Source organism: Massilia sp. AB1 (assembly GCF_018119385.1).
Taxonomy (GTDB): Bacteria; Pseudomonadota; Gammaproteobacteria; order Burkholderiales; family Burkholderiaceae_D; genus Telluria.
In genome coordinates this window covers 1-26,294 of record NZ_JAGKSG010000052.1, presented here as the reverse complement: position 1 = coordinate 26,294, position 26,294 = coordinate 1, and the positions used below count along the sequence as shown (strand labels likewise).

The following is a 26,294-nucleotide window of genomic DNA, read 5'->3' as shown; positions in this document are numbered from 1 at the left end:
CGGGCGCCGTGGCGGCCAAGGCCCGCGCGGCTCGGAGCACGGCCTGCCGCGCCGCGGCCGCCGCGGCTGAGCTTTTCGGTCTTGGCGCGCGCAAATAAACTGCGCGCGCCGAGCATTCGAAGCGCAAACGCCGTAGAATGCGATCTGCCCACTGTGGTCACCCTGCCAACTGTTGTATAGCTGCTCACTTGCTGATCATTTTGGCAGGGGCGATTGCGAGAGAAGCTGGAAAGCGTTATAATTTGCTCCCTAATCAAAGTTCTTCCCATTTATGTTCTTGGTGCAAGTGCTTTCATCTGGTTGGGTTGTGAATACAAAAAGATGGGCAGATGCCCATTTTTTTTTTGGTAAATCGTTTTAAAGCCCTGGAGAAGTGCCGTGCAGCAGTTTGAATTAATCGCCAAGACAGTCAGTGGCCTCGGCTACGAACTCGTTGACGTGGAACGGGGCGAGCGCGGGATCCTGCGCGTGTATATCGATTTTCCGGCTGACGTCGTGGAAGAGAAGGGCCCGATCACGGTCGAGGACTGCGCCACGGTCAGCCACCAGTTGTCGCACGTGCTCACCGTCGAGAACGTCGATTACGAACGTTTGGAAATTTCGTCGCCGGGCCTCGATCGCCCGGTGCGTACGCTGGCCGACTTTGCGCGCTTCGCGGGACATGAATGCACGGTCAAGCTGCGCACTCCGATGCCCGGCACCGCCAATCGCAAGACCTTCACGGGCATCCTGCGCGGCGTCGAAGGCGACAAGGTCGGTTTGGAATTTGAAAATAAAGATGGTTCGGCGTTGTTGGAATTTACGCTGGCCGAATTGGACAAGGCACGTCTGGTGCCGCAGGTGGATTTTAGGAGTCGCAAAGCATGAGTCGCGAAATTTTGTTACTGGTGGATGCGCTCGCGCGCGAAAAGAACGTCGACAAGGAAGTCGTTTTCGGAGCGCTTGAGTTCGCATTGGCGCAAGCCACGAAAAAACGCTACGAAGGCGACGTCGACATTCGCGTGTCGATCGACCGCGACACCGGCGAATTCGAGACTTTCCGCCGCTGGCACGTCGTTCCCGACGAAGCCGGCCTGCAGCTGCCCGACCAGGAAATCCTGCACTTCGAAGCCAAGGAACAGATTCCGGACATCGAAGTCGACGAATACATCGAAGAACCGATCGAGTCGGTCGAGTTCGGCCGCCGCTTCGCCCAGGACACCAAGCAGGTCGTCCTGCAGCGCGTGCGCGACGCCGAGCGCGAACAGATCCTGCAAGACTTCCTGGAGCGCGGCGACTCGCTCGTGACCGGCACCATCAAGCGCATGGAGCGCGGCGATGCCATCGTCGAGTCCGGCAAGATCGAGGCGCGCCTGCCGCGCGACCAGATGATCCCGAAGGAAAACCTGCGCATCGGCGACCGCGTCCGCGCCTACATCCTGCGCGTGGACCGCAATATGCGCGGCCCGCAGGTGATCCTGTCGCGCACCGCGCCGGAATTCATCATGAAGCTGTTCGAGCTGGAAGTGCCGGAAATCGAACAAGGCCTGCTGCAGATCAAATCGGCCGCACGTGACGCGGGTGTCCGCGCCAAGATCGCGGTCTACACTGCCGACAAGCGCATCGACCCGATCGGCACCTGCGTCGGCATGCGCGGTTCGCGCGTGCAGGCCGTGACCGGCGAACTGGGCGGCGAGCGCGTGGACATCGTGCTGTGGTCGGACGATCCGGCCCAGTTCGTCATCGGCGCGCTGGCGCCGGCGAACGTTTCGTCGATCATGGTCGACGAAGAAAAGCACGCCATGGACGTGGTGGTCGACGAAGAAAACCTGGCGATCGCGATCGGCCGTTCGGGCCAGAACGTGCGCCTGGCCTCCGAGCTGACCGGCTGGAAGATCAACATCATGACGGCCGAGGAATCGGCCAACAAGGTGGCCCAGGAAACCGCCGCGATCCGCGTGCTGTTCATGGAAAAGCTGGACGTCGACCAGGAAGTGGCCGACATCCTGGTGGAAGAGGGCTTCTCGAGCCTTGAAGAAATCGCTTACGTCCCGATCTCCGAAATGCTGGAAATCGAATCGTTCGACGAAGATACCGTCAACGAACTGCGTACTCGCGCCCGCGATGCGCTGGTGACCGAAGCGATCGCTTCCGAGGAAGGCCTCGAGGGCATGGAAGAAGCCCTGGTCAACCTGGAAGGCATGGACCGCACCACCGCCGGCAAGCTCGGCCTGGCTGGCATCAAGACGGTCGAAGCCTTCGCGGCACTCGCCTATGACGAATTCGGCGCCATCCTGGCGCTGTCGTCGGACCGTGCCCGTGACCTGATCAACAACGAATTCAATGATGTGACCGACGACGAGATGAAGCTGGTCGACAGCAAATATGATGACCGCGCCAAGGCGCTGCAGGCGAAGGCCTGGAGCCTGGCAGAAACGGCCAAGGCATAATTTGCAAATCTTTATCATCTCAGCGACACAAAGAAAAGAGGACTGAATGGCGAGTAACAACGTAGCCCAATTTGCCACCGAACTGAAGATGCCTGCAGACCTGCTGCTGACGCAGCTGCGCTCGGCCGGCGTCGAGAAAAGTTCGACGTCAGATCCATTGTCGAAAGATGATAAGGACAAGCTGCTGAACCACCTGCGCCGTACCCATGGCGCGGGCGAAACTGGTGAAAAGAAAAAGATCACGGTCACCCGCAAGGAAACCACCGAGATCAAGCAGGCTGACGCGTCGGGCAAATCGCGCACCATCCAGGTCGAAGTGCGCAAGAAGCGTACCTTCGTGCAGCGCGACGACCTGGTCACCACCAAGCCGGCGGCGCCAGCCGAGCCGGTGATCGACGCCGCCGAGCAGGCTCGTCGCGAGGAAGAGGCGCGCCGCCAGCAAGAGCTGATCGCGCGCCAGGAAGCCGACCTGCGCGAGAAGCAGGAACGCCTGGCCAAGCTGGAGGCCGAAGAGGCGGCCCAGGCCAAGGCTGCGGAAGAGCAGGCCAAGCGCGAAGCGGCCGAGCAGGCCAAGCGTGAAGCCGCCGCCCAGGCCGCTGCTGCCGCAGCCCAGGCCAGCGCCGGCGCCGCCAAGGCGGACTCCGCCGCAGCTGACGAAAAAGCCAAGCGCGACGCCGACGAAGCCAAGAAGCGCGCCGAAGAGGCCGCCAAGGAAGCCGCCGAGCGCGCTGCCGCCACCGAGCGCGCACGCAAGGCCGTGGCCGACGAAGTGGCCCAGATCAAGCTCATGATGAGCCAGCCGCGCCGCGTGATCAAGGCGCCGGAACCGGTCAAGCCGGCTGCTCCGGCAGCTGCTCCGGCCGCGACCGGCACCCTGCACAAGCCTGCGGACAAGAAGCCGGCCGAAGCCAAGCCGGGCGACAAGAAGCCGGGCGACAAGAAATCGATCAAGTCGGCCAATGTGTCGTCGACCTGGTCGGACGACGCCAAGAAGCGCGGCGGCCCGAGCGTGAAGACGCGCGGCGGCGCCGGCGCGGGCGCCGGTGGACGCGACGGCTGGCGCAGTGGCGGCCGCGGCGGACGCCGTGGCCATGGCGACGACCGCGAATCGAACTTCCAGGCGCCGACCGAGGCGATCGTGAAGGACGTGCACGTGCCTGAAACCATCACCGTGGCCGAACTGGCGCACAAGATGTCGGTGAAGGCGTCGGAAGTCATCAAGCAGCTGATGAAGCTGGGCCAGATGTGCACCATTAACCAGGTGCTGGACCAGGAAACCGCGATGATCGTGGTCGAGGAAATGGGCCACAAGGCCTTCGCCGCGGCCGTGGACGATCCGGAAGCGCTGCTGGCCGACCAGGGCGAGCACACCGAGTTCGAGGCCAAGCCGCGTGCGCCGGTCGTGACCGTCATGGGCCACGTCGACCACGGCAAGACCTCGCTGCTGGACTACATCCGCCGCGCCAAGGTCGCCGCGGGCGAAGCCGGCGGCATTACCCAGCACATCGGCGCCTACCACGTGGACACCCCGCGCGGCATGGTCACCTTCCTGGATACCCCGGGTCACGAGGCCTTCACGGCGATGCGTGCCCGCGGCGCGAAAGCGACCGACATCGTCATCCTGGTGGTGGCGGCGGACGACGGCGTGATGCCACAGACCAAGGAAGCGATCGCCCACGCGAAAGCGGCCGGCGTGCCGCTGGTGGTGGCGATCAACAAGATCGACAAGCAGGGCGCCAACCCCGACCGCGTCACCCAGGAACTGGTGGCCGAAGGCGTGGTGCCGGAAGAATACGGCGGCGATTCGCCGTTCGTCCCGGTGTCGGCGAAGGTCGGTACGGGTATCGACGACCTGCTGGAGCAAGTGCTGCTGCAGGCCGAGGTGCTGGAACTGACCGCACCGGTCGAAGCGCCGGCGCGCGGCCTGGTGGTCGAAGCCCGCCTCGACAAGGGCCGCGGTCCTGTGGCGACGATCCTGGTGCAGTCGGGCACCCTGAAGCGCGGCGACGTCGTGCTGGCGGGTTCGTCCTTCGGCCGCGTCCGTGCGATGCTGGACGAGAACGGCAAGTCGGTCTCGGAAGCGGGTCCGTCGATTCCGGTCGAGATCCAGGGCCTGACCGAAGTGCCGAGCGCCGGCGAAGAAGCCATGGTCATGGCGGACGAGCGCAAGGCGCGCGAGATCGCCCTGTTCCGTCAAGGTAAGTTCCGCGACGTGAAACTGGCCAAGCAGCAGGCCGCCAAGCTGGAGAACATGTTCGACCAGATGGCCGAAGGCGAAGTCAAGAACCTGCCGCTGATCGTCAAGACCGACGTGCAGGGTTCGCAGGAAGCGCTGGTCGGTTCGCTGCAGAAGCTGTCGACCTCGGAAGTGCGCGTCCAGATCGTCCACGCGGCGGTCGGCGGCATCAGCGAGTCGGACGTCAACCTGGCGGTGGCCTCGAAAGCGGTCATCATCGGCTTCAACGCCCGTGCCGATGCCCAGGCGCGCAAGCTGGCCGAAGCCAACGGCGTCGACATCCGTTACTACAGCATCATTTACGATGCGATCGACGAGATCAAGACGGCACTGTCGGGCATGCTGGCGCCGGAGAAGCGCGAGCACGTCACCGGCCAGGTCGAGATCCGCCAGGTCATCCTGGTGTCGAAGGTCGGCGCGATCGCGGGCTGCCTGGTCACCGACGGCGTGGTCAAGCGTACCTCCTCGGTCCGCCTGCTGCGCAACAACATCGTCGTGTGGACCGGCGAGATCGACTCGCTCAAGCGCTTCAAGGACGACGCGAAGGAAGTCCGCGCCGGTCTCGAGTGCGGTCTGTCGCTCAAGAACTACAACGACATCCAGGTTGGCGACACCCTGGAAGTGTTCGAAGTCCAGGAAGTGGCGCGTACGCTGTAATTTACGCACTTGGCGTACCATGGGGCCAGGGCGCTTCGCGGCGAATGCCGCGGGGGCCTGGCCCTTGTTTTTAGGGCGCCAGGCTCCCGCCGTACGCGTACACCTTCGTCCCAGAGACCGTCGTTCCGGCGAAGGCCGGAACCCAAGCTCATTGCGCTGCCATTAGCTTCAAACATATTGGTACGCGAGCAAACTTGGATCCCGGCCTTCGCCGGGATGACGTGCTAAAGCTGCGGGGTGAGGAAGAAGCGCTCTACAGCTCCAGCAGAACACCACAAGAACAACACACACAAGCAACATCATGGCAAAACACAGCAAAAGCATCCCCTCGCGCGGCCTGCGCGTTGCCGACCAGATCCAGAAGGACCTGTCGGAACTGATCGCCTTCGAACTGAAGGATCCGCGCGTCGGCATGGTCACCCTGAGCGAAGTCCAGCTGACCCCCGACTACGCCCACGCCAAGGTCTACTTCACCCTGCTCAAGGACAGCCCGGAAGAGGTCAAGCAGACCCTGGAAGGCCTGAGCAAGGCCGCCGGCTACCTGCGCAACCAGCTCGGCAAGCGCCTGCACATCCACACCTTGCCGCAGCTGCACTTCGTGCACGACATCTCGACCTCGCGCGGCCTGGCCATGTCGGCGCTGATCGAGAAGGCCAACGCCACCCGCGCCGCCGATTCCGCACCGGCGGACCGCGACGAAGACGCGGACGCAGAGTGAACTCCCGCCCCGTCAAGAAGCCGCGCGACCTGGTCGACGGCGTCCTCCTGCTCGACAAGCCGGTCGGCCTGTCGTCCAACGACGCCCTGATCAAGGCCAAGCGTGTCCTCAACGCCAAGAAGGCCGGCCACACCGGCACGCTCGATCCCTTCGCCACCGGCCTCCTGCCGCTGTGCTTCGGCGAAGCCACCAAGTTCTCCCAGGACTTGCTGGAAGCCGACAAGACTTATGAAGCGACGGTGCACCTGGGCATCATGACCACCACCGGCGACACCGAAGGCGAGGTCGTCGAGCAATTGCCGGTGGAGGCCACGGTCGAGCAGATCGAGGCCGTGCTGGCGCGTTTCCGCGGTCCCATCCTGCAAGTGCCGCCCATGTATTCCGCGCTCAAGCGCGACGGCAAGGCGCTGTACGAGTACGCGCGCGAAGGCATCACCCTGGAGCGCGACGCGCGCCCGGTGACGATCCACGGCCTGGCCCTGGTCGAGTACACGGCGCCTTTCCTGAAGATCCTGGTGACTTGCAGCAAGGGAACCTATGTGCGCGTGCTGGGCGAAGACATCGGCGCCGCGCTCGGCTGCGGCGCCCACCTGAACGCGCTGCGCCGCGTGGAAGTCGGCAGCCTGGCCGGCCAGGACATGATCACGCTCGAGGACCTGCTGGCCCATCCGGACCCGATGTCGCTCCTGAAGCCGGTCGATGCGCTGCTGTCGACTTTCCCGGCGCTCGAGCTCACGCCCGAGCTGGCCAAGCGCTTCCTGCAGGGCCAGCGCCTGGCGCTGGGCAAGGAAGCGGTCGCGGTGCCGGAGGAGCAGGGCAGGGTGCGCGTCTACCACGACGGCCGCCTGCTGGGCACGGGGCAGCTGGGGGAATACGCCATCCTGGCCCCGGAACGCCTGATCTCCACCGCCCAGGCGGCATAAACCGAAGTCATCAGGCCGTCACAAAGGGCGGCCATGCTGAGCCGGGCCCTGTCTGTCAACACGGATAGACAGCCCGGCAAGCTCTTGAAATTCCACGGTTTTTCCGGCGCTCCATTTAGAAGAGCCTGGATCCGTGCTATACTAGTCGGTTTCAGTAATCGGCAGCACTCGTACACTTTCGTACAACACGCAACTTCTCGAGAACACATGTCAAACACCAAACGCGCGATTCGTAATATCGCAATCATCGCCCACGTTGACCACGGCAAGACCACGCTCGTGGACCAGCTGCTGCGTCAGTCGGGCACCTTCCGTGAAAACCAGGCGGTCGACACCCGCGTGATGGACTCGAACGACCTCGAGAAGGAACGCGGCATTACGATTCTGTCGAAGAATTGCGCGGTCGAGTACGAAGGCACCCACATCAACATCGTCGACACCCCGGGCCACGCCGACTTCGGCGGCGAGGTCGAGCGCGTGCTGTCGATGGTGGACTCGGTGCTGCTGCTGGTCGACGCCCAGGAAGGCCCGATGCCGCAGACCCGCTTCGTGACCCGCAAGGCGCTGGCCCTGGGCCTGAAGCCGATCGTGGTCGTCAACAAGATCGACCGTCCGGGCGCGCGCGCCGACTGGGCGATCAACCAGACCTTCGAACTGTTCGACAAGCTGGGCGCCACCGACGAGCAGCTGGACTTCCCGATCGTTTACGCCTCGGGCCTGAACGGCTACGCCGGCATGGACGAAAGCGTGCGCGGCGGCGACATGAAGCCGCTGTTCGACGCGATCCTGAAATACGTGCCGGTGCGTGACGACAACCCGGACGGCCCGCTGCAGATGCAGATCACCTCGCTGGATTACTCGTCCTACGTGGGCAAGATCGGCATCGGCCGCATCAACCGCGGCCGCGTCAAGCCGGGCATGGACGTGCTGGTCGTGAACGGCCAGGACGACAAGAACCCGATCAAGGGCCGCATCAACCAGGTGCTGAACTTCAAGGGCCTGGAGCGCGTGCAGGTGGAAGAAGCCGTCGCCGGCGACATCGTGCTGATCAACGGTATCGAGGACATCGGCATCGGCGTGACCGTGACCGCCGTGGACACCCCGGAAGCGCTGCCGATGCTGACCGTCGACGAGCCGACCCTGACCATGAACTTCATGGTCAACACCTCGCCGCTGGCCGGCCGCGAAGGCAAGTTCGTCACCAGCCGCCAGCTGCGTGAGCGCCTGGAGCGCGAACTCAAGGCCAACGTGGCGCTGCGCGTGCTGCCGACCGACGACGACACCATCTTCGAAGTCTCGGGCCGTGGCGAGCTGCACCTGACCATTCTGCTGGAAAACATGCGCCGCGAAGGCTTCGAGCTGGCCGTGTCCCGTCCGCGCGTGGTGTTCAAGGAGATCGACGGCGTCAAGTGCGAGCCGTACGAGAACCTGACCGTCGACGTGGAAGAAGTGAACCAGGGCGGGGTGATGGAAGAACTGGGCCGCCGCCGTGGCGACCTGCAGAACATGGAATCGGACGGCAAGGGCCGTGTCCGCCTCGAGTACCTGATCCCGGCCCGTGGCCTGATCGGCTTCCAGGGCGAGTTCATGACCCTGACCCGCGGCACCGGCCTGATGAGCCACGTGTTCCACGAATACGCACCGGTCGACAACACCAAGGGCGACCTTGCCGGCCGCCGCAACGGCGTGCTGATCTCGCAGGACGACGGCGCCGCCGTTGCCTACGCGATCTGGAAGCTGCAGGATCGCGGCCGCATGTTCGTCGAGCACAACACCCCGGTCTACGAAGGCATGATCATCGGCATCCACTCGCGCGACAACGACCTGGTCGTCAACCCGATCAAGGGCAAGCAGCTGACCAACGTGCGTTCGTCGGGTACCGACGAAGCCGTGCGCCTGGTGCCGCCGATCCAGATGTCGCTGGAATACGCCGTCGAGTTCATCGAGGACGACGAACTGGTCGAGATCACGCCGAAATCGATCCGCCTGCGCAAGCGCTTCCTGAAAGAGCACGAGCGCAAGAAGGCCAGCCGCGAAGGCGCATAAGCCTTCCAGGCTCGCGAAGCAAAAAGCCCGCTGCATGCAGCGGGCTTTTTCATTAGCAGCGTCTACTTCGCACATCTGTATGTCAATGGTCTGTAAGTTCACGTACATATCTGACTAAATAGTCACTTACTTTCATTTTGTTACAGTTCTTACGAGTTTGCGACTGTTCTAAAAGCAACTAGCTGCTATCTTGACCATAACGCGATTTACTGTGAATTGCGCAACAGTTGCAATACAAATGGAAGGAAATATTATGAAGAAGCTGATTATCGCCCTGATCGCCGGCGCCACCGCCATGACTGCCGCCCAAGCCCAGAACACCCCTGGCAGCGCCTACGTCGGCGCCTCGGCCGTGACCGCCAAGAACCAGACCGTCGACGCGCACAAGGCCGACGGCAAGCTGTTCGCCGGTTACAACTTCGACGAGAAGCTGGGCGTGGAAGCCGGCGTGACCAACTTCCACAAGACCGACTTCCAGCGCGCCGGCGTCAACGGCAGCACCGAAGGCTACGGCACCTACGTCGCCGCCAAATACACCATGCCGGTGAACGAGCAAGTGTCGGCCTACGGCAAGCTGGGCGTGCAGCACAGCGAGCGCAAGCTGAACACCACCGTGGGCAACTTCAAGGACAAGGACAGCGGCCTCTACGCCGGCGTGGGCATGCAGTACAAGCTGAACCAGAACACCGCCCTGGTCGCCGAGTACGAGCGTTATGGCAAGGACAAGGATGTCGGCGCCAAGGCCGACGTCTGGAGCGTGGGCGTGAACTACGGCTTCTAAGCTTCGGTTCGCCACCCCCAGCAATGAAAAGCTCCCGCCGCGCGCCAGCGCGGGGGGAGCTTTTTTATTGGGAGAAAATCAGCGCAGGCCGAGCAGGGCCTGCACTCTTTCGCGGTTGACGCCGGTCAGGGCCGAGGTAATGGCCAGCAGCGAAGCATAGTCGTGGCCGGCGGCGCTGGCGGCGAAGTCGCCCGAGACCATGGCCAGGGCGTCGTTCGGGACTTCCGGCTGCGAGGTGCGCGCCATGGCCGCCGACAGGGCGGCCGAGGCCGCCTCTTGCGAGCGGCGCACACGCGCCAGCGCCAGCACCACTTCGCGCAGGCTCTGGCGCAGGGCGTCCGCATTGCCGAGTTCCCAGTCCTGGGGCGCCAGCAGGGGTTCTTCCTCGACCGTGTCGACGCGGCCGCGGCCGGTCACGGCGATGCTGTCCTTGACCCCGTTCCACTCGGACTCGTTGGTGCTGAAGATCAATTCACCCTGGTTGTCCAGGCCGACGCGGACCTTGACCGGCGACAGGGCGCGGTCCAGGCGCTGGGCGATCTCTTCCGGCGTCATGCCCGGCTCGATGCTCGCGGCCAGCTGCGGACCGCCGGCGCTGCCGACCGAAAAGCCCAGGGTCTGCGGGCCGCCGGCCTTCAGCGAGGCGAGGTCCATGCCCTTGATGCGGAAGCGCTTCACGGCCGGCTGGCCGTCGTTGAAGTCGAGGTCGGCGTCGATGCCGCCGCCGCCCTGGTTGCGGCGCGCATCCAGGGTGTTGCCGAGCTGGCGCGCGCGCGCTTCGATCTGGCGCGCCGGATTGCTGCGGCCGGACAGCTTGGCCGAGAGCTCGGACTTGAGCGCTTCCAGCTGGCTGGCCACGCGTTCCAGGTAGTCGAGCGCTTGTTGCGCGCGCGCGACTTCGCTTTGCAGGTTCTGGTTCCAGTCGATGCCGCGCTTGAGCGGCGCCGGGCTGGCCGGGGTGCGGGTGACCAGGCGGCTGTCGGGATCCGCCGGACGCACCGCGGTGGCGCGGCCGGTCGCAGCGGTGCTCTGGGCGCCGGTGCTGCCGGAGGTGGCGCTGGTGTTGTTGGCTGGGGCCAGGTTGTTGGCCGGACGCAGGGTAGCTTCCATGATCAGAGGACCGCGAACAGGGACATCGTACCGATACGGCTATACGCTTTGTAGGTGGCCTGGAGCGCGGTCGAATAACCGTTCAGCTCGGTCGCGGCCTCGCCCATGTCGAGCTGGCCGATATCGGTCATCGCCATCTTGTTCGACAGGCTGATGTTGGAATGGTTGGCGTCCAGGTTGGCGATCACGTTCTGCACGCCGCCCATGGTGGCGACCTTGCCCGAGACCAGCCTGAGCGCGGTGTCGAAGCCGTTCAGGTTGGCGGTGAGGACGCTGCGGGTGGCGGGATCGTTGGCCGAGGCGCCCGGCGTGTTCAGGGTGTCGATGGTCTTGTCGATCTGGTTCAGCAGCTGCTCCAGGCCCTGCAGGTTCTCGTTCGAGGCCTGGGTGATGCCGTTGCCGACCACCACGTTCTGCGCGTTGGTGTTGCCCGTGAAGGTATAGCGCGAACCGGCCGGCTGGGTGGCGTCGAAGCTCATCGCCGCGGTCTTGGTGGCGGTGCCGGAGAACAGGTAGTTGCCTTCCTGGTCGATGGTGTTGGCGTTGAAGAACAGGCTGTCGCGCAGGCTGGTCAGCGGGCTGATCATCGCCTTCAGGTCGTCCGGTGCGTTGCCGCCGTCCGAGGCCCAGACCAGCAGGTCGCGGCCGCTGATCATCTCGTTGGTCATGTTGCTCAGGTAACCTTCGGACTTGGTCAGGCGCAGCTTGAGCGTGTTGATGTTGTCGCGGTATTGCTGGACGGTCGCTTCTTCGCGGTTCAGGCGCGACACGCGCACGCTCGAAACCGGGTCGTCCGAGGGTACGAGGATGCGCTTGCCCGAGGCCATCTGCTGGGTCAGGGTAGAGATGCGCTCCTGGTTCGTCTGGAGCGACTGGTTCATCGTCGATTGGTACTGGGTAGTCGCGATACGCATGGCTTGTCCTTTAACCCATCATCGCCAGGGTGGCGTCGAAGAGCGCATTGGCGACCGAAATCACTTTCATGTTCGCCTGATACATGTTCTGGTACTCCACGAGGTTGACCGCTTCCTCGTCCTGGTTCACGCCGCTGGTCGACTGCCAGTCGTCGACCGCTTGGGTGCGCACGGTCGAGGAGGTCTTCAGCGCGGCCTTGTTGAGCTGGCTGTCCACGGCCAGCTTGGCCACGATCTGGGTGTCGGCGTCGCTCAGCAGCATCGTGCCCAGGTTGGGCAGGGTGACCGACTGGTTCTTGATCGCCACCAGCTTCTGCAGGTTACCGGTATCGCCCGGCTGGCCATCGCCGGAAAAGGCCAGGTCCTCGGCCTTGAATCCGGAGACCACCTTCAGCATATCGGAACCGCTGCCCGGGGTGTACACCAGCAGCGGCGTGCCGGCGGCGCCGTTCGGCTTGAAGCCGGCCGCGAGCTGGGTGTTCATGCGGGTGGCGACTTGCTGCGCCAGTTCCGCAGTGTCGGCCTGCAGCTTGAGCAGGGTATTTGTTTCGTACTGCGCCAGGCCGCCCAGCTGGCCGCCCATCTTGTTGGCGTCCAGCACGTAGCTGGTGCCGGCGAACTCGAGGCGGAATTCCTGGGGCGAGGTGGCGGTGGCGGCCGCGCTCAGGCTGCCGTGCATGCTGCCCAGCACCAGCGCCTGGCCGGACTTGAGCGAGATGTCGCGGCTGCCGTCGGGATTGTCCTGCACTTCCAGGGCCATCTTGCCGGCCAGGTCGTCGATGGCCTGGTCGCGGGTGTCGATCAGGGCCGACACCGAGGCGCCCGTCGCGCGGGTTTCGATGATCTGCTGGTTCAGGCGCGCGATGGTGGCGATCTGGGCGTTGGCCGAATCGACGATCGCGCTGCGCTGCTGGCGCACGGAGTTAAGCTGGGCGTTGAAGACGTTGTTCAGGCCGTTGAAGCGCTCGGCCATCAGGCCGGCCGAGGTCAGCACCTGCTGGCGCAGCGGGGTCGAGCCCGGATCGCCGGCGACCGCGTTCAGCGCCTGGAAGAATTTGTCGATGCCGGCCGAAATGCTGGCGTCCTCGTCGCTCATGACGCTCTCCAGCTGCGTCAGGTAGGGCTGGCTCTGCGAGTACACGCCCTGTTCCGAGGCCGCGCGCCACATCGCCTGGCTCTTGTAATTGTCCGAGAAGCGCAGCAGGGAGTTCACCTGCACCCCGTTGCCCGCCGAACGGCCGCTCGCGTCCGGACCGACGGCGGTCAGGAGCGCGCCCTGGCGCGTATAACCCTTGGTCTGCAGGTTCGCGATGTTCTGGCTGCTGGCGGAAATGGCAACCTGGGCGGCGAGCGCGCCAGAGAGTGCGTTATTGATGATCGTCATGGTGCTATTCGTCCTGGAGGCAGTTAACCATGTAAGGCGACCGTTTCCTGCCGGATATTAAGTGGAGCGGAGCCGAAGTTTTTCCGGCCCGGGGCGCTCAGGCTTTTTTGTTGGGCACCAGCTGGCGCAGGATGGCGTCGGCGATGCCGAAGGCGCGCTGTCCGGCGAGGTGGCCGGCCAGCAGGTCGTCGGCCATGTCCTGCATGTCCTGGTTGACGCGGTCCTTGAATACGCTGTCCTCGCCGGCCATTTCGCGGGTCGAGGAGCGCATCTGCTTGAGCATGTTGGAGACGAAGAAGCGCTCGAACTCGACCGAGGCCTTGGTTGCCTTGGCAACATATGCCGGGTCGGGCTGGTCGGCGGCGGGCGCCACCGGCGCCGCGTCCTTCGCGTTCAGGGGAATGGGCTGTTGTCCGTCGATGCGCATCAGATCACCACCAGTTCGCCTTCGATCGCGCCTGCCTGGTCCAGGGCTTGCAGGATCGCCATGATGTCGTCGGGCGAGGCGCCCAGGCTGTTGACCACGTCGATGATGGTCTGCAGCTTGGCGCCGGCCGGCCAGCGGAACATCTGGCCCGAGCCCTGGTCGACGGAGAGTTTGGATTCCGGGGTCACGGCGGTCTGGCCGCGCGACAAGGGGCCCGGCTGGGACACGCGCGAGCTTTCCGAAATGATCACCTTGAGCGAGCCGTGGGTGACGGCGGCGGCTTTCACGCGCAGGCCGTCGGCGATGACCACGGTGCCGGTGCGCGAGTTGAACACGACCTTCGGCACTTCGACGCCGGCATCGATCGGCAGATTGTTCAGCTTGGCCATGAAGGCCACGCGCTCGGTCGGATTTTCCGGCGCGATGACTTCCACGCTGGTGCCGTCGGCGGTGGTGGCGATCGGGCCGTACTTCTTGTTGATCGCCTCGACCACGTTGGTGGCGGTCTCGAAATGCGGCTGGCGCAGGCGCAGCATGATCTGCGGGCGGGTCGCGAAGTCGGTCGCGATCTCGCGCTCGATCATGGCGCCGTTCGGGATGCGGCCGGTGGTCGGGGTGTTGACGGTGACCGACGAGCCGCTTTTTCCCGTGGCGTTCAGGCCGCCGACCACCAGGTTGCCCTGGGCCAGCGCATAGACTTCGTTGTCGGCCGCGCGCAGCTGGGTCAGCAGCAGGGTGCCGCCGCGCAGGCTCTTGGCGTCGCCCAGCGAGGAGACGGTGACGTCGATCGCCTGGCCGCGGCGGTAGCCCGGCGGGAACACGGCCGAGACCATGACGGCGGCCACGTTCTTGTTCTTGGCGTCTTCGCCTTCCGGCAGCTTGACGCCGAACTGCTTGAGCATGTTGACCACGGACTGGCTGGCGTACTTGACCTGGGTCGAGTCGCCGCTGCCGTTCAGGCCGACCACGAGGCCGTAGCCGACCAGCGGGTTTTCGCGCACGCCTTCGACGCTGACCAGGTTGCGCAGCGCCTGCGCGCCTTGTGCGGGGAGGGCTGCGGAGAAGGCAAGAGCCGCGATGATGCCTGCAACGCGACCTGCGTTAAATAAGCGAATCATGGCTTCCTTAGAAAGGCATCAGGGGGCTGGTGAAGAAACGGGTCAGCCAGCCCGGCGTGTTGGCGTCGGCAAGCGCGCCCTTGGCCGAGTAGGCGATGCGGGCGTTGGCCACGCGCAGCGAGGACACCTGGTTGTCGGCGTCGATGTCGGCGGCGCGCACATAGCCTTTCAGGCGCACGAATTCCTCGCCCTGGTTCAGGGTCAGGTTCTTTTCGCCGGCCACGCGCAGCAGGCCGTTCGGCAGCACTTCCTGCACGATCACGGTCAGCGCGCCGGACAGGGCGTTCTGCTGGGTGCTGGTGGCGTCGCCTTCGAAGCTGCGGTCGGCGGCGATGTCGATGCCGGTCTTGCCGAAGGTCTTGCCGAGGGCGCCGAGCGGGCTCACGCCGACCGAGGAGCCTTTGGAGAAGCTGGTCCCGGCGCGCTTGCTCGCCTGGGTGGTTTCCTGCAAGATAACAGTGACCGCGTCGCCCACGCGGTAGGCGCGGCTGTCCGAGGTCAGCGGCACGGCATCACCCGTGAACACGCCGCCGGACACGCCGCCACGCGACGCCATGCGCTGCATCGGCACCAGGTCGTCGTCGTTCGTCGTCGCCGCGACCGGTGCGCGCGATGCGCAGCCGGCCAGCAAGAAGGCGCACAGCGCCGCAGTCAGGTATTTCATTTAGCGTGCAGCCCCTGCGAGGTATTGCAGCATGTTGTCGGCCGCCGACAGCACCTTGGTGTTCATCTCGTAGGTGCGCTGGGCGGCGATCATGTCGACCATCTCTTCGACCACCTGGACGTTCGAGCCTTCCAGCGCGCCCTGCTTGAGCTTGCCGAAAGCGGCGTCGCCCGGGCGGCCTTCGTTCGGGGTCCCGCTTGCCGCGGTTTCCTGGAACAGGTTGTCGCCCAGGGCCAGCAGGCCGGCCGGGTTGACGAAGGAGGTCAGGGTCAGCTGGCCGAGTTCGGTCGGTGCGGCCTGGCCGGGGATGGTGGCCGAGACCATGCCGTTTTCGCCGATGGTGATGGCGGTGGCGTTGGCCGGCACGGTGATCTGCGGCACCAGGGGCAGGCCCTGGGCGTTGGTCAGGGTGCCGTTGGCGTCGACCTGGAGCTGGCCGGCGCGGGTGTAGCCCGGCTCGCCGTTCGGACGGCGCACCTGCAGGAAGCCGGCGCCGGAAATGGCGACGTCCAGCGGCTGGCTGGTGGTCTGCAGGTTACCGTTGGTGAACACCTTCTGGGTGCCGACCACGCGGGTGCCGTTACCGAGCTGCACGCCGTTCGACACGGTGTTGTCGGCGTTCTGGGCGCCCGGCTGCGAGTCGACCTGGTAGAACAGGTCTTCGAACACGACGCGGTCGCGCTTGAAGCCGACGGTGTTGACGTTCGCCAGGTTGTTGGCGATCGCCTGCAGCTTGGCGTCTTGCGCCTGCACGCCGGTCTTGCTGATCCACATTGCTGGATTCATGCTTGCTCCCTTATTTATTCAGTAGGACGGACTTAGCCGCCGATGAGGCGGTTACCCGCTTCGTTCATGCTGTCGCTGGCCTTGAACAGCTTCATCTGCATCTCGAAAGAACGGTTCAGGCTCATCACCGCCACCATCTCTTCGACCGCCGACACGTTGCTGCCTTCCAGCGCGCGGCCGCGCACGGAGACATTTGGGTCGGCCGGCAGCGGGTCGCCGCCGCGCGAGACAATCAGGCCCGCCTCGTTCTTGGTCAGTTCGGCCCCCTCCGCGCTCACCAGGCGCAGGCGGTCCACCACTTGCATCGTGGTGCCGCCTTCCGGCATCACCGAGATCGTGCCGTCGACGGCGATGTCGACCGCGGTGTGCGGGGGCAGGGTGATCTGCCCGCCTTCGCCCAGCAGCGGACGGCCCTGCACCGACAGCGCGCCGCTGGCGTCGATGTCGATGGCGCCGGCGCGGGTATAGGCTTCGCCCTCGCCCCACTGCACGGCCAGGTAGCCGTTGCCGTTGATGGCCACGTCGAGCGAGCGGCCGGTCTCGCGCACCGCGCCGGCGCGGGTCGAGACGGCGTCCGCTTCCATCGTGGACAGGTGCACGTCGTCGTAGCCGACGCCTTTCAGGCCCAGCTGCGAAGCCAGCTCGATGTTGGCGCGGAAGCCCGGCGTGTCGGCGTTGGCGAGGTTGTTGGCGCGCACCTGCTGGGCGCGCATCGTACGCTCGGCGCCGCTGACGGCGGTGAAGATCAGTTTGTCCATGCGCTTCTTTGCTCGCTTACAGCGCCTGCATCAGGGCTTGCATCATCTGGTTCTCGGCGGTGATGACCTTCGAGTTCGCCTGGTAGTTACGCTGCGAGGTCATCAGGCCCACCAGTTCCGAGGTGATGTCCACGTTCGAGCCTTCCAGGGTGCCCTTGGACAGCTTGCCTGCCAGGCCCACGCCCGGGGTGCTGTACAGCGGCGCGCCGGAGGAATTGTTGGCGACCCAGGCGGTGTCGCTGATCGAGGCCAGCGCGCCTTCGTCCGGGAAGGTGGCGATCGCCAGGGTGCCGACCACCTGCTGCTGTTCGTTGCTGTACTTGGCGACGACCGAGCCGTCTTCGGCCAGTTCCACGCCCACGAAGCTGCCCGAGGCATAGCCGTCGCTGCGGTTGGTGGTGGTGGTGGCTTCGCCGGCGAACATGGTGGTGCCGTCGTATTCGATGTCGAAGGCGATCGGGTTGGCGCCGTTGGTCGGGGTCAGGGTCAGGGCCTGGGTGGTGCCGGCCGGCAGCTGGCCGGTGGCGCTGAAGGTCAGGGCCTTGGTGGTGCCGGTCGGGGCGCCGCCGTCGAAGGCGTAGTGCACGTTGACGGTGTTGGCCGGCGCGGCGGCCTTGACGAAGTACTGCGACACGGTGTGCTGGGTGCCGAGCGAGTCGAACACCACCGACTGCTTGACCATGTTGTAGCTGGACGGGTTGGTGGCGTCGAACGGGGTCACGGTCGGGACTTGCCAGTCGGCCGACAGGTTGCCGACGTAGGACACTTCGGTGCTGGCCACGGCCGGGATCTGGCCGGTCGGGATCTGGACGTCGCCCATGGTGCCGAGCACGCCGCCCACGGTCTTGCCGTAGCCCTGGACCTTCTTGCCGGTGGCGTCGACCAGGAAGCCTTCCTTGTCGGCTGCGAAGATGCCGACGCGGGTGTAGTTCATCACGCCCTGGGCGTCGCGGGTGGTGAAGAAGCCGCGGCCCTGGATCGCGGCGTCCATGCCGCGGCCGGTGGTTTGCAGGCTGCCGTTCTGGCCGATGTTCTGGGTCAGCGAGGACACCTCGACGCCGTTGGCCTGCTCGCCGGCGTAGACCGACGAGAAGTTGGCGCGGCTGGCCTTGAAGCCGTAGGTGCCGGCGTTGGCGATGTTGTTGGAGACCGCTTCCAGCTGCTCGTTGATGGCCTGGATGCCGGAGAGGGCGATATTGAAGCTCATGGGGAATCCTTTTCGTTGTCCGCTTAGTTGTCGGAATGTGCCGCCACCTGGGCAGACGGCTTGCCTTTGAAACCAGTGATCATCGCGGGATCGACGTCGCCGATGCCGGCCACCTGCAGCAGGATGCCGCCCGCGGACATGCGCACGCTGTCCAGGCGGCCGGTGATCTCCACGGCCGGCTTGGTGCCGTCCGAGGCTTCCGCCGAAATGCTGTAGTTGCCCGGCGCCAGGCCCAGCGCGACCGGGTCGATGGTGAAGGCTTGCGCGCCGCTGGCGTGGGCCGGCAGTTCGATGCGGTGCTGCTGGCCGTCGACGCCGGTCAGGACGACGTGGCTCAGGCTGCTGATCCCGCCCAGCTGGATGCTGCCGGAAATCTTGTCTTCGCCCAGGCGCACGCGGCTGGCCGAGACCGACACCTCGGAACCGACCTGGCCGCCCATGGCCAGGGTCTGCAGGCTTTGCAGCATGCTGGCGCTGGCGCTGGTGGTCTGGGCCAGGTTCTGCAGGGCCTCGGTCTGGGACAGCTGCGACAGCTGGTTGACGAACTGGCTCGGATCGGACGGGGCCAGCGGGTCCTGGTTGCGGATCTGCGCGACCAGCAGCTTGGTGAACATGTCCTTGTTCTCGCTGACCTCGACGCTGGTCTTGACCTTGTCGCTGGCCTGGGTGTTGTTGTTGAACCCGAAGGCGTTGGCGCCGTTGGTGGTATTGGTGGTCGTGGCCATGATCAGCTCTCGCCCAGCTTGAGCAGCGAGGCCTGCATCGACTTGATGCGGCTCATCACTTCGACATTGGTCTCGAAGGCGCGCGAGGCGGCCATCATGTCCGCCATCTCGGCCACTTCGTTGACGTTGGCATAGAACACATTGCCGTCGGCGTCGGCCAGGGGATTGTCCGGCTCGTGCATCTTGCGCAGCGGCTCGGCCGACTGCACCACGTCCAGCACCTGGACGCGCGCCACGCCTTCCTCGCCGACGATGGCCGCGAACACCGGCTTGCGCGCACGGTAGGCCTCGGTCTCGGAGCCGGCGACGGCGTTGGCGTTGGCCAGGTTGCTGGCGATCGTGTTAAGGCGCACGGTCTGGGCGGCCATGGCCGAACCGGCGATGTTGGAGATATCCTTGAAACCCATGATGCGTATCCTGTTTATTGGCCGTCGATGGCCTTGGCCAGGCCGCGCAGCTTCATGTTGATGAAGGTGAGGCTGGTCTGGAAATCGGATGCGTTCTGCGAAAACGCGGCCTGCTCGACGCCGATCTCGACGCTGTTGCCGTCGGCGCTGGGGTGGAAGGGCACGCGGTACAGCGGACCGTCTTCCGACAGGGTCGGCTCGCCGGCTTCCTGGTCGATGCGCTCCTGCAGTGCCTGGGCGAAGTCGATGTCGCGCGCGGTGTAGCCGGGCGTGCTTTCGTTGGCGATGTTCGAGGCCAGCACGCGGGTACGTTCCGCGCGCAGCTGCAGCGCGTCGGCGTGCACCCCGAGGGCGTCTTTGAAATTAATCGTCATGGCGATCCTTCGTCGGAATACTGCAGTGATTTACAATGTGATTTTTCGCAGGACACATTTTCTAATGATTGCTTTCCATAGGGCAACCCTAATCATTGTAACCTGTCTTTTGTGCGCCACAACCGTGTATGCACAAACAATTACTGGTGAGATAGAGCAGGCTGCCCGTATACAATTAGACAAGCTCGCCGCGGCCAACGGCCTCGCCGACCCCGACTACGAGCTGTCGGTGGTGAGCAGCCGTCCCGCGCCGCCCTGCGCCGGCCCGGTCGAGGTCGAGGCGCTCGATACCCGCCAGCCGGCCCGCATGCGCTTCGTCGCCCGCTGTGCCGCAGGCAAGGGCTGGCGCCACGATTTCGTGGTGCGCGCCCGCATCTCGGCCCAGGTGGCGGTCACCGCCGCCCAGGTCGGTCCCAACCAGCCCCTCACCGACGCCGACATCACGCTCGAGAAGCGCGACATCACCAATATCCCGGACGCCGTCGGCGACACTTCCCGGATCCTCGGCCAGAGCACCCGGCGCAGCCTGCGCCCCGGCGAGATCCTGCGCGCCAGCCAGCTGACGGCGCCGATCGTGGTCAAGCGCGGCGACCAGGTCATCATGGTGGCGCGTTACGAGGAAATCGAAGTCAGCATGGCGGGGGAGGCGCTCGACGCCGGCGCCCGCGGCGCCGTGGTCAGGGTGCGCAATGCGGCCTCCGGCCAGGTGGTGCGCATGCGCGTCAGCGGCGCCGGTACGGTCGAGCCGGTCGACCTTCCCGTCAGTCGCCGCTGAGTCCCTGGAGCTTGCTGGCCAGGCGGGTCAGCTTGGCCGCATAGGCGGGATCGGTGGCATAGCCGCCGCGCGCCAGGCCCTGGGCGAAGGCGCGGGCATCGTTGCCCACGCCCAGCGCGCCGCGGTAGCGCGGATTGTCGATCAGCATCTGGGCATAGTCGCGGAAGGCGCTGGCGCCGTCCGGATAGGCGCGGAAACGCTCGCGGGTCTTGATCGCGGCGCCGTTCACATACTCGGTGGTGGCGGAATCGGTCACCGCGCCGTCCCAGCCGTTGCCGGCCTTGATGCCGAACAGGTTGTGGCTGGAGGCGCCATTGGCGGTGCGCAGCGGACGCTGGCCCCAGCCCGATTCCAGCGCGGCATGGGCCGACACCAGTTCCGGCGCCACGCCCAGCTGATCCGCCGCTTCGCGCGCCCAGGGGGCGATACTTTCCAAAAACGCACGCTGCTGGGGCGATTCCAGGGCCGCGCCGCCCATCGGCACGACGCCTTCGACCTCGCCCGACTCTTCCGCCCCCATGATCAGGCCATTGGCGCGCGCACGCAGCAGGGCGCCTTCGGCGCTCAGCGCGCTCGCGCCGCTGTCACTGCCGCCGCCGTTCTGGATGTAAGCGGCCACTTCGCCCTGGACCTCGCTGAACATGGCGCCAAAGCCACTGCCGGCGCCGCCCATGGGCGCGGTCGGACGGGTGGCGCTGGTCGGGGCCAGCGGCTCGACGCGGGTGGACAGGAAATCAGCGGGGCGCATAAATGGCTTCCTCGCCATGCAGCACGCGCTGCATCACGGAATATTGCTCGGCCAGCAAGCTGGCGTTGCGGGTGGTGGCTTGCTTGCAGGCGGTGACGATGGTTTCCAGCTCTTGCCAGGCCGCCTGGGCCTGGGCGCGCGCGCCCGCTTCCAGGGTGGCGAAGAACTGGTCCATGCCGCCTTCGGGCCCGAACAGGGCGCGCACCAGCGACACGCGCTGCTGTCGGCGCGCTTCCATGGCGTCGAGCAGGGGCGTCAGCTGCTCCGCCAGCGTAGTCAGCTCGGCCGTACGATGGCGCACGGCGGCTTCGAACTGGCGTTCCAGCAGGCCGTGCACCGCGGCGCCGTCCTGCACGTCCAGGTGCACGCCGTCGAGCAGCAGGGCGTTGGCCTGCTGGCGGGTCAGCTTCGCCATCTCAGCGGCCTCCGTGGAATTTCTGGATCAGGCCGGCCAGGCGCGCCGGATCGAAAGGCAGCTCGCCGCGCGCCAGCTGGTCGCGCAGTTCGGCCACGCGGGCGGCGTCGAAGTCCGGCATCGCTTTCATGGCTTCGGCGGCAGGCTTCAGCACTTCCGACTGCAGGGCGGCGCCGGGAGCGGCCGGCGCTTCGGTCTCGATGGGAACACTGACGCGCTGGGTGCCCATCGTGACGGTCGTGACGGACGAGCCGGTGACTTTCATGCGGTTACCTCGGGTTTTCGATTGGATCGTCATGGTTTACTTCGGCAGTTGCTTGCGCAGTTCTTCCAGCGTCTCCGCGTCCGGCATGCTGACGGAGAGGTCCTCGCCCAGGCTGGTCGACTTGGCCGGGGTGCCGAACATCGACGACACCGCGCGCGACTGGGCGCTGGTCAGGATCAGGAGTTCGATGCGGCGGTTCACGCCGGCCAGCGGTTCCCTGGCGTCGAGCGGGCCGCGGTCGGCCATGCCCACCACCTGCAGCACGCTGTCGGCGCGCATTCCACCGCCCAGCAGTTCGGCCCGGGCCGACAGCGCACGGTCGGTCGACAAGGCCCAGTTGGAGTAGCCACCGCTGTCGGGACCGGCAAACCGGGAAGCATCGGTATGGCCGACGATCAGCATCTGGTTCTTCATCTGGGCGAACAGGGGACCCATCTTGCGCAGCAGGCGGGCGAAACGGCCGGTCGGCAGCGCACTGCCGCGCATGAACATGCCCTGCTTGTCGGTGTCGTGCAGCATCACCCGCAAGCCGTAGGGCGTCACCACGGTGGCCAGGTTGGAAGCCAGGCCGGCCTCGGCGCTCAGTTCGCCCAGGGCCTTGGACAAGGCCGCCAGGTCGGAAGCGGATTCATAGGCCACGCGCGGCGCGCTCGGGGCGCCCGGTCCGTCGCTGTTGCTCTTGCCGGTCATCGGCAATTCGAAACGCTCGATCAGACTGCCGCTCGGCTCGGAAGCGATCTCGGGTTTCCGGCCAAGCCCTTCGAGCATACCGCTCTCGGTGGCGTCGCGCACGATTTTCTTGAGATTCTGTTGTTCTCGCGCGGCAATCAGCCACAGCACTAGAAACAATGCCATCAATGCGAGGCAGAAGTCGGCGAAGGCGACCTTCCAGGCGCCGCCGTGCTCGTCGTGCGCGTGCTTGCCGCCGCCGCGCTTGACGATGGTGGCTTCGTGCTTGTCGTTCTTGAGCGCAGCCACGATTACCCCGTCATGCGGTCGCTCGTGCGGCGCCGCTTGTTCTGCGATTCATCTTCGCCGCCCATGGCGTTGATCCATTGTTCGAGCTGGGCGAAGCTGGGCTTGGTGTTCAGCTGGATCAGGCGGCGGCCGGCGTCGATCGCCAGCAGGGCCGGCTTGCCGGCCACGTGGGTGCACAGCACCACCTTGACGGTTTCCATGGTCGAGGCTTCCGAATTGACCAGCTGCTTCATCATGTTGGCCAGCGGCTCGAGCAGGCCGTAGCAGAAGAAGATGCCGATGAAGGTGCCGACCATGGCCGCGCCGATCTTCTCGGCGATCTCGCCGGAATCCGCGCCGCCCGAGACCGAGAACATGGCCATCACGATGCCCAGCACCGCGGCCAGGATGCCGAAGCCCGGCATCGCCTCGGCGATCTTCTGCAGCGACTTGGCCGGCTGGGTCAGCTCCTCGTGAATGGCGTCCAGTTCCTGCTCCAGCACGCCTTCCAGTTCGTGGGCGTTGATCTTGCCCATCGCCATCAGGCGGAAGTTGTCGACGATGAAAGCCAGCAGCTTCGGCTCTTCTAGGATGCGCGGGTAGCGCTGGAACAGCGGGCTCTCGGCGGGCGCCTCGACGTGGGCGTCGAGGGCCTTCAGGCCGCCGGCGGCGGTCTGCAGCAGTTCGTACATCAGGAGCAGCAGCTGGCGCTGGAACTCCGAGTCGTGCTTCTTGCGGGCGGCGACTTTCTTGAGCTGGTGGGCCAGCTCGCCCAGCACGTGCTTGGGATTGCCCAGCACCAGGGCGCCGAAGGCGGCGCCGCCGATGATGAGGAGTTCGACCGGGTGGAAGATGGCGGAGAAGGTGCCGCCCATCAGGGTAAAGCCCCCGAACACGCACCCGAGCACGATGGCGATTCCTAGTAATTGCTGCATGACGTCTGGCCTTTCTGGCGTTCTTGGTTATGTGTTCAGGCGCGCTGCAGCGCCGCCTTCATCTTGGCCAGCGCACTCTTGTTGAGCTGGCAGACGCGGGCGTCCGACAGGTCGAGCACGGCGGCGATTTCCTTGTAGCTGAGTTCGAACTCGTAGATCATCTGGATCACGCGCTGTTCTTTCTCGTTGAGGCTGCCCAGCACCTGCTCCAGGCTGCGGCGCACCAGGAAGCCTTCTTCCGGGCCGGGCGAACTGTGCGCGTGCTCGGTGGCTTCCTGCAGCACTTCGTCGAAGCTCAGCATCTCTTCTGCGCCTTCGTCCAGCAGGTGCTGGTGGTAGTCGGCGGCGTCGACGCCCAGCGCTTCCATCGCTTCCTTCTCGGTCGGCTCGCGGCCGAGGCGGCGGGTGAGGGCGCGCAGGCCGTCGCGCAGCTTGTGGCTGTCCTGGCGCACCGTGCGCGGACGCCAGTCCTGGCGGCGCAGCTCGTCCAGAATTGCGCCGCGCACGCGCAGCGAGGCATAGCTGCCGAAGCCGGTGTCGGGCGCGCCGTAGCGGCGCAGGGCTTCGAGCAGGCCCATGAGCCCGATCTGTTCCATGTCCTCGCGCGACATCACGCTCGACGCCTGCGAGTTCAGCTGGCGTGCGATGCGTTTGACCAGCGGCGCATAGGCCAGCAGGTGGCGCTGCTCCTCCGCCGGGCTCATGGCGCAGGCGTTGGCGGCGTCCTGGTAGTCGCCCGCGGCGGCGGGGTCGAGGTATTCGGCTGAATAGGCCACGTTGGCTCCGGGCGGATGCTTATTCAATGATCAGCTTGCCGATCCTGACTTCGGAAAACGGCTTCAGGTGGTTTTCCTTGGCATAGCTGGCGTCGAAGGTCTTGTTCAGCTGCTCGGCATACTGGTCCACCGACATCGCCGACGCTTCCGACAGCGTGCGGGTGGACAGGCTGGACACGACGATGCTGCGCAGCAGCGGCAGGTGTTCCTTGGCTTCCTTTTCCAGTTCCGGCGTGGTGGCCAGCACCAGGTCCACCGACAGGTAGTGGGCGGCCGGCTCGTTCGGGGCGCGGCGCAGCATCACGATCACCTTGTCGAGGGTGACATACCTGGTCAGGCTCTTTTCCGGTTCCGGCTTGGGCTCGACCTTGGCTTCGGCGCCGCCCTTGAGCGGGGCCGGGTTCAGGTACCACATGGCGCCGCCTGCGGCGGCGGCGGCTGCCAGCGCGACGCCGGCGAATGCGAGAATCAGTTTGGCTTTCATGGGCTTATGCACGTCCGTTCAGGGAGAACTGCGAGTCTTGTTTGCCGGCGTCCGCCAGGCCCTGGCCCGGCGTGCGCTCCTGTTCCTGGCCCGGCTGGCGGCCGCGGCCCTGGGGCTCCTGGCCGAATTGCGAACCGGCTTGCGCGCCGGGCTGGGCGCGCGGCGCCTGGCTGACGTTGACCGACACCTCGCCGCTCTGGCGCTGGGCCAGGTCGTTGCGCAGGTTGTCGCTCACCGCGTTCAGCTGGCGCAGCACTTCGCCGTGGGTGGCCGAGATATTCACTTCGAGCGAGCCGGCGGCGTGGCGGATCGAAATGTCGATCCGGCCCAGCATTGGCGGCTCCAGGCGGATCACCGCCTGTTCGGCGTGCTTGCCGACCTGCAGCTGCAGGCGCTCGCCCAGGGCTTCCTGGAGCGACTGGCGCCATGCGGCCGGCGGGCCGGCCAGGGTCACCGGCGCTTCAGTACGGGCCGGAGCGGCAGGGGCGCTCGCGGCGCTCAAACCGAAACCGGCGCCGGCGGCGCCGTCGAGGCTCATCGCGCCGGCCTGGCCGTCGCGCGAGGCTGGGGGCGCGGCGGCAGCCGTGGTGGCGGCAACGCTTGCGCTGTCGGCCGGGCGGCCGCTCGCCTGGGCAGGCGCTTGCGCGGCCGGGAGTACAGCGGCCGCTGCCGGCAGGGGCGCTGCCGCGGCCGGGATGGCGGCTTGCGGCAGGATGTCCTGCGCCACCATGCCCGGCACCGGCGCCGGGGCCGCAGCGGGCACCGCAGTGGCGGCGGGCTGGCGGCCCTGGCCTTGCGGCTGGGGCGCCGGGGAACCCGGCATCGCCATCATCATGGCCGGCATGGCCGCCGGCATCGAAGCCGGCATCATGGGCAGGGCCATCGCGGCCAGCAAATTGTCGGCTGGTGCGGCGGCGGCATCGGCAGGCGCCGCGTCCTCGGCCGGGATGTCGTCACCGCTGTCGGGCCGGGCGGCGGCGCTGTCCGGCACCGGCAAGGCGTCGGCCGGCAGCGCCAGCTGGTCCAGGCCCAGCCATTGCTGGAAAGCCAGGGCGGCTTGCGCCGGATCGGCCGGCAGGGCGCCTGGCGCGCCGGCGGCAGGGCCGGCAGGGGCGGCGGCGTCGGCCACAGCGGGGATAGCGGCGCTGTTCATCGGGGCGCTGTTCATCGAAATCATCATGCGTTGTTTTGTTCGGTGTCGGGTTCGCCCGCGAGGGTGTAGGCCATCCAGCCTTCCTTGTTGCCGGCCATCTCGTCCAGGCGGGCCTGGAGCTG

General features: G+C 65.9%; 28 protein-coding genes. 8 read left to right on the top strand and 20 right to left on the bottom strand.

The window, feature by feature from the left end; genetic code table 11:
- The first annotated feature begins 378 nt into the window (after nt 1–378).
- The 7 genes from rimP to J8847_RS20960 all read left to right on the top strand — a co-directional run bounded on the left by rimP (nt 379) and on the right by J8847_RS20960 (nt 9,790).
- Nucleotides 379–867 (top strand): ribosome maturation factor RimP, encoded by a 489-nt coding sequence (rimP, locus tag J8847_RS20990; protein WP_211526653.1) that lies wholly within the window; start codon nt 379–381, stop codon nt 865–867.
- Nucleotides 864–2,429 (top strand): transcription termination factor NusA, encoded by a 1,566-nt coding sequence (gene nusA, locus J8847_RS20985; RefSeq protein WP_211526652.1) that lies wholly within the window; start codon nt 864–866, stop codon nt 2,427–2,429. Before rimP ends, nusA begins: the two co-directional genes overlap by 4 nt.
- Nucleotides 2,430–2,475: 46 nt before the next feature.
- On the top strand, nt 2,476–5,322 hold the full coding sequence (gene infB / locus J8847_RS20980) for a translation initiation factor IF-2 (protein WP_211526651.1): 2,847 nt from the start codon (nt 2,476–2,478) through the stop codon (nt 5,320–5,322).
- Nucleotides 5,323–5,623: 301 nt separating this feature from the next.
- Nucleotides 5,624–6,040, top strand: a complete 417-nt coding sequence (gene rbfA, locus J8847_RS20975) for a 30S ribosome-binding factor RbfA (protein ID WP_211526650.1) — start codon at nt 5,624–5,626, stop codon at nt 6,038–6,040.
- Complete coding sequence (gene truB / locus J8847_RS20970; protein ID WP_211526649.1) at nt 6,037–6,963, top strand: tRNA pseudouridine(55) synthase TruB; 927 nt, start codon at nt 6,037–6,039, stop codon at nt 6,961–6,963. Before rbfA ends, truB begins: the two co-directional genes overlap by 4 nt.
- Nucleotides 6,964–7,170: 207 nt before the next feature.
- Entirely contained in the window at nt 7,171–9,009 is a 1,839-nt protein-coding gene (typA, locus tag J8847_RS20965; protein WP_211526648.1) for a translational GTPase TypA, read from the top strand.
- A gap of 253 nt (nt 9,010–9,262) precedes the next feature.
- On the top strand, nt 9,263–9,790 hold the full coding sequence (locus J8847_RS20960; RefSeq protein WP_211526647.1) for a porin family protein: 528 nt from the start codon (nt 9,263–9,265) through the stop codon (nt 9,788–9,790).
- A 78-nt stretch (nt 9,791–9,868) separates the two neighbouring features.
- Here the strand turns inward: J8847_RS20960 and J8847_RS20955 are convergent, their stop codons facing one another.
- From J8847_RS20955 to flgB, 12 genes are all read right to left on the bottom strand, one after another.
- Nucleotides 9,869–10,900 (bottom strand): hypothetical protein, encoded by a 1,032-nt coding sequence (locus J8847_RS20955; protein ID WP_211526646.1) that lies wholly within the window; start codon nt 10,898–10,900, stop codon nt 9,869–9,871.
- A gap of 2 nt (nt 10,901–10,902) precedes the next feature.
- Nucleotides 10,903–11,814 (bottom strand): flagellar hook-associated protein FlgL, encoded by a 912-nt coding sequence (gene flgL / locus J8847_RS20950; RefSeq protein ID WP_211526645.1) that lies wholly within the window; start codon nt 11,812–11,814, stop codon nt 10,903–10,905.
- Between the two features lie 10 nt (nt 11,815–11,824).
- Nucleotides 11,825–13,198, bottom strand: a complete 1,374-nt coding sequence (flgK, locus tag J8847_RS20945; protein WP_211526644.1) for a flagellar hook-associated protein FlgK — start codon at nt 13,196–13,198, stop codon at nt 11,825–11,827.
- Between the two features lie 97 nt (nt 13,199–13,295).
- Nucleotides 13,296–13,625 carry a rod-binding protein gene (locus J8847_RS20940; protein ID WP_211526643.1) on the bottom strand — a complete coding sequence of 110 codons (330 nt, stop codon included), beginning with the start codon at nt 13,623–13,625 and terminating at the stop codon, nt 13,296–13,298.
- Nucleotides 13,625–14,743, bottom strand: coding sequence for a flagellar basal body P-ring protein FlgI (locus tag J8847_RS20935; protein ID WP_211526642.1), 1,119 nt, complete (start codon nt 14,741–14,743; stop codon nt 13,625–13,627). Before J8847_RS20935 ends, J8847_RS20940 begins: the two co-directional genes overlap by 1 nt.
- A gap of 7 nt (nt 14,744–14,750) precedes the next feature.
- Nucleotides 14,751–15,407: a flagellar basal body L-ring protein FlgH gene (gene flgH, locus J8847_RS20930; protein WP_211526641.1), complete on the bottom strand. Its 657-nt coding sequence runs from the start codon at nt 15,405–15,407 to the stop codon at nt 14,751–14,753.
- On the bottom strand, nt 15,408–16,193 hold the full coding sequence (gene flgG, locus J8847_RS20925) for a flagellar basal-body rod protein FlgG (RefSeq protein ID WP_211526640.1): 786 nt from the start codon (nt 16,191–16,193) through the stop codon (nt 15,408–15,410).
- 32 nt (nt 16,194–16,225) lie between these two features.
- Nucleotides 16,226–16,951 carry a flagellar basal body rod protein FlgF gene (locus J8847_RS20920; RefSeq protein ID WP_211526639.1) on the bottom strand — a complete coding sequence of 242 codons (726 nt, stop codon included), beginning with the start codon at nt 16,949–16,951 and terminating at the stop codon, nt 16,226–16,228.
- A gap of 16 nt (nt 16,952–16,967) precedes the next feature.
- On the bottom strand, nt 16,968–18,158 hold the full coding sequence (locus tag J8847_RS20915) for a flagellar hook protein FlgE (protein ID WP_211526638.1): 1,191 nt from the start codon (nt 18,156–18,158) through the stop codon (nt 16,968–16,970).
- A 23-nt stretch (nt 18,159–18,181) separates the two neighbouring features.
- Nucleotides 18,182–18,883 (bottom strand): flagellar hook capping FlgD N-terminal domain-containing protein, encoded by a 702-nt coding sequence (locus J8847_RS20910; RefSeq protein WP_211526637.1) that lies wholly within the window; start codon nt 18,881–18,883, stop codon nt 18,182–18,184.
- A 2-nt stretch (nt 18,884–18,885) separates the two neighbouring features.
- The gene (flgC, locus tag J8847_RS20905) at nt 18,886–19,290 is read right to left on the bottom strand and encodes a flagellar basal body rod protein FlgC (RefSeq protein ID WP_211526636.1); all 405 of its coding nucleotides are present in this window, start codon (nt 19,288–19,290) and stop codon (nt 18,886–18,888) included.
- A 14-nt stretch (nt 19,291–19,304) separates the two neighbouring features.
- Complete coding sequence (flgB, locus tag J8847_RS20900) at nt 19,305–19,664, bottom strand: flagellar basal body rod protein FlgB (protein WP_211526635.1); 360 nt, start codon at nt 19,662–19,664, stop codon at nt 19,305–19,307.
- A gap of 232 nt (nt 19,665–19,896) precedes the next feature.
- Here flgB and flgA point away from each other — a divergent pair, with 232 nt between their 5' ends.
- Nucleotides 19,897–20,439, top strand: a complete 543-nt coding sequence (gene flgA / locus J8847_RS20895; RefSeq protein WP_373999959.1) for a flagellar basal body P-ring formation chaperone FlgA — start codon at nt 19,897–19,899, stop codon at nt 20,437–20,439.
- Here the strand turns inward: flgA and J8847_RS20890 are convergent.
- From J8847_RS20890 to J8847_RS20855, 8 genes are read right to left on the bottom strand one after another with little or no spacing between them, the layout of a single operon-like run.
- Complete coding sequence (locus tag J8847_RS20890; protein WP_211526633.1) at nt 20,426–21,187, bottom strand: glycoside hydrolase family 73 protein; 762 nt, start codon at nt 21,185–21,187, stop codon at nt 20,426–20,428. The two genes, flgA and J8847_RS20890, sit on opposite strands and share 14 nt — an antisense overlap.
- A complete protein-coding gene (gene flgN, locus J8847_RS20885) occupies nt 21,174–21,602 on the bottom strand; it encodes a flagellar export chaperone FlgN (protein WP_211526632.1) in 429 nt (142 codons plus the stop codon). Before flgN ends, J8847_RS20890 begins: the two co-directional genes overlap by 14 nt.
- A 1-nt stretch (nt 21,603) precedes the next feature.
- The gene (flgM, locus tag J8847_RS20880) at nt 21,604–21,900 is read right to left on the bottom strand and encodes a flagellar biosynthesis anti-sigma factor FlgM (protein WP_211526631.1); all 297 of its coding nucleotides are present in this window, start codon (nt 21,898–21,900) and stop codon (nt 21,604–21,606) included.
- Between the two features lie 3 nt (nt 21,901–21,903).
- The gene (locus J8847_RS24540; protein WP_211526655.1) at nt 21,904–22,848 is read right to left on the bottom strand and encodes a flagellar motor protein MotB; all 945 of its coding nucleotides are present in this window, start codon (nt 22,846–22,848) and stop codon (nt 21,904–21,906) included.
- On the bottom strand, nt 22,848–23,759 hold the full coding sequence (gene motA, locus J8847_RS20870; protein WP_211526630.1) for a flagellar motor stator protein MotA: 912 nt from the start codon (nt 23,757–23,759) through the stop codon (nt 22,848–22,850). Before motA ends, J8847_RS24540 begins: the two co-directional genes overlap by 1 nt.
- Before the next feature lie 35 nt (nt 23,760–23,794).
- The gene (locus J8847_RS20865; RefSeq protein WP_373888787.1) at nt 23,795–24,535 is read right to left on the bottom strand and encodes a FliA/WhiG family RNA polymerase sigma factor; all 741 of its coding nucleotides are present in this window, start codon (nt 24,533–24,535) and stop codon (nt 23,795–23,797) included.
- A gap of 19 nt (nt 24,536–24,554) precedes the next feature.
- Nucleotides 24,555–25,019 carry a flagellar basal body-associated FliL family protein gene (locus J8847_RS20860; RefSeq protein ID WP_211526629.1) on the bottom strand — a complete coding sequence of 155 codons (465 nt, stop codon included), beginning with the start codon at nt 25,017–25,019 and terminating at the stop codon, nt 24,555–24,557.
- 4 nt (nt 25,020–25,023) lie between these two features.
- Nucleotides 25,024–26,199: a flagellar hook-length control protein FliK gene (locus tag J8847_RS20855; protein ID WP_211526628.1), complete on the bottom strand. Its 1,176-nt coding sequence runs from the start codon at nt 26,197–26,199 to the stop codon at nt 25,024–25,026.
- Nucleotides 26,200–26,294: the final 95 nt, after the last annotated feature.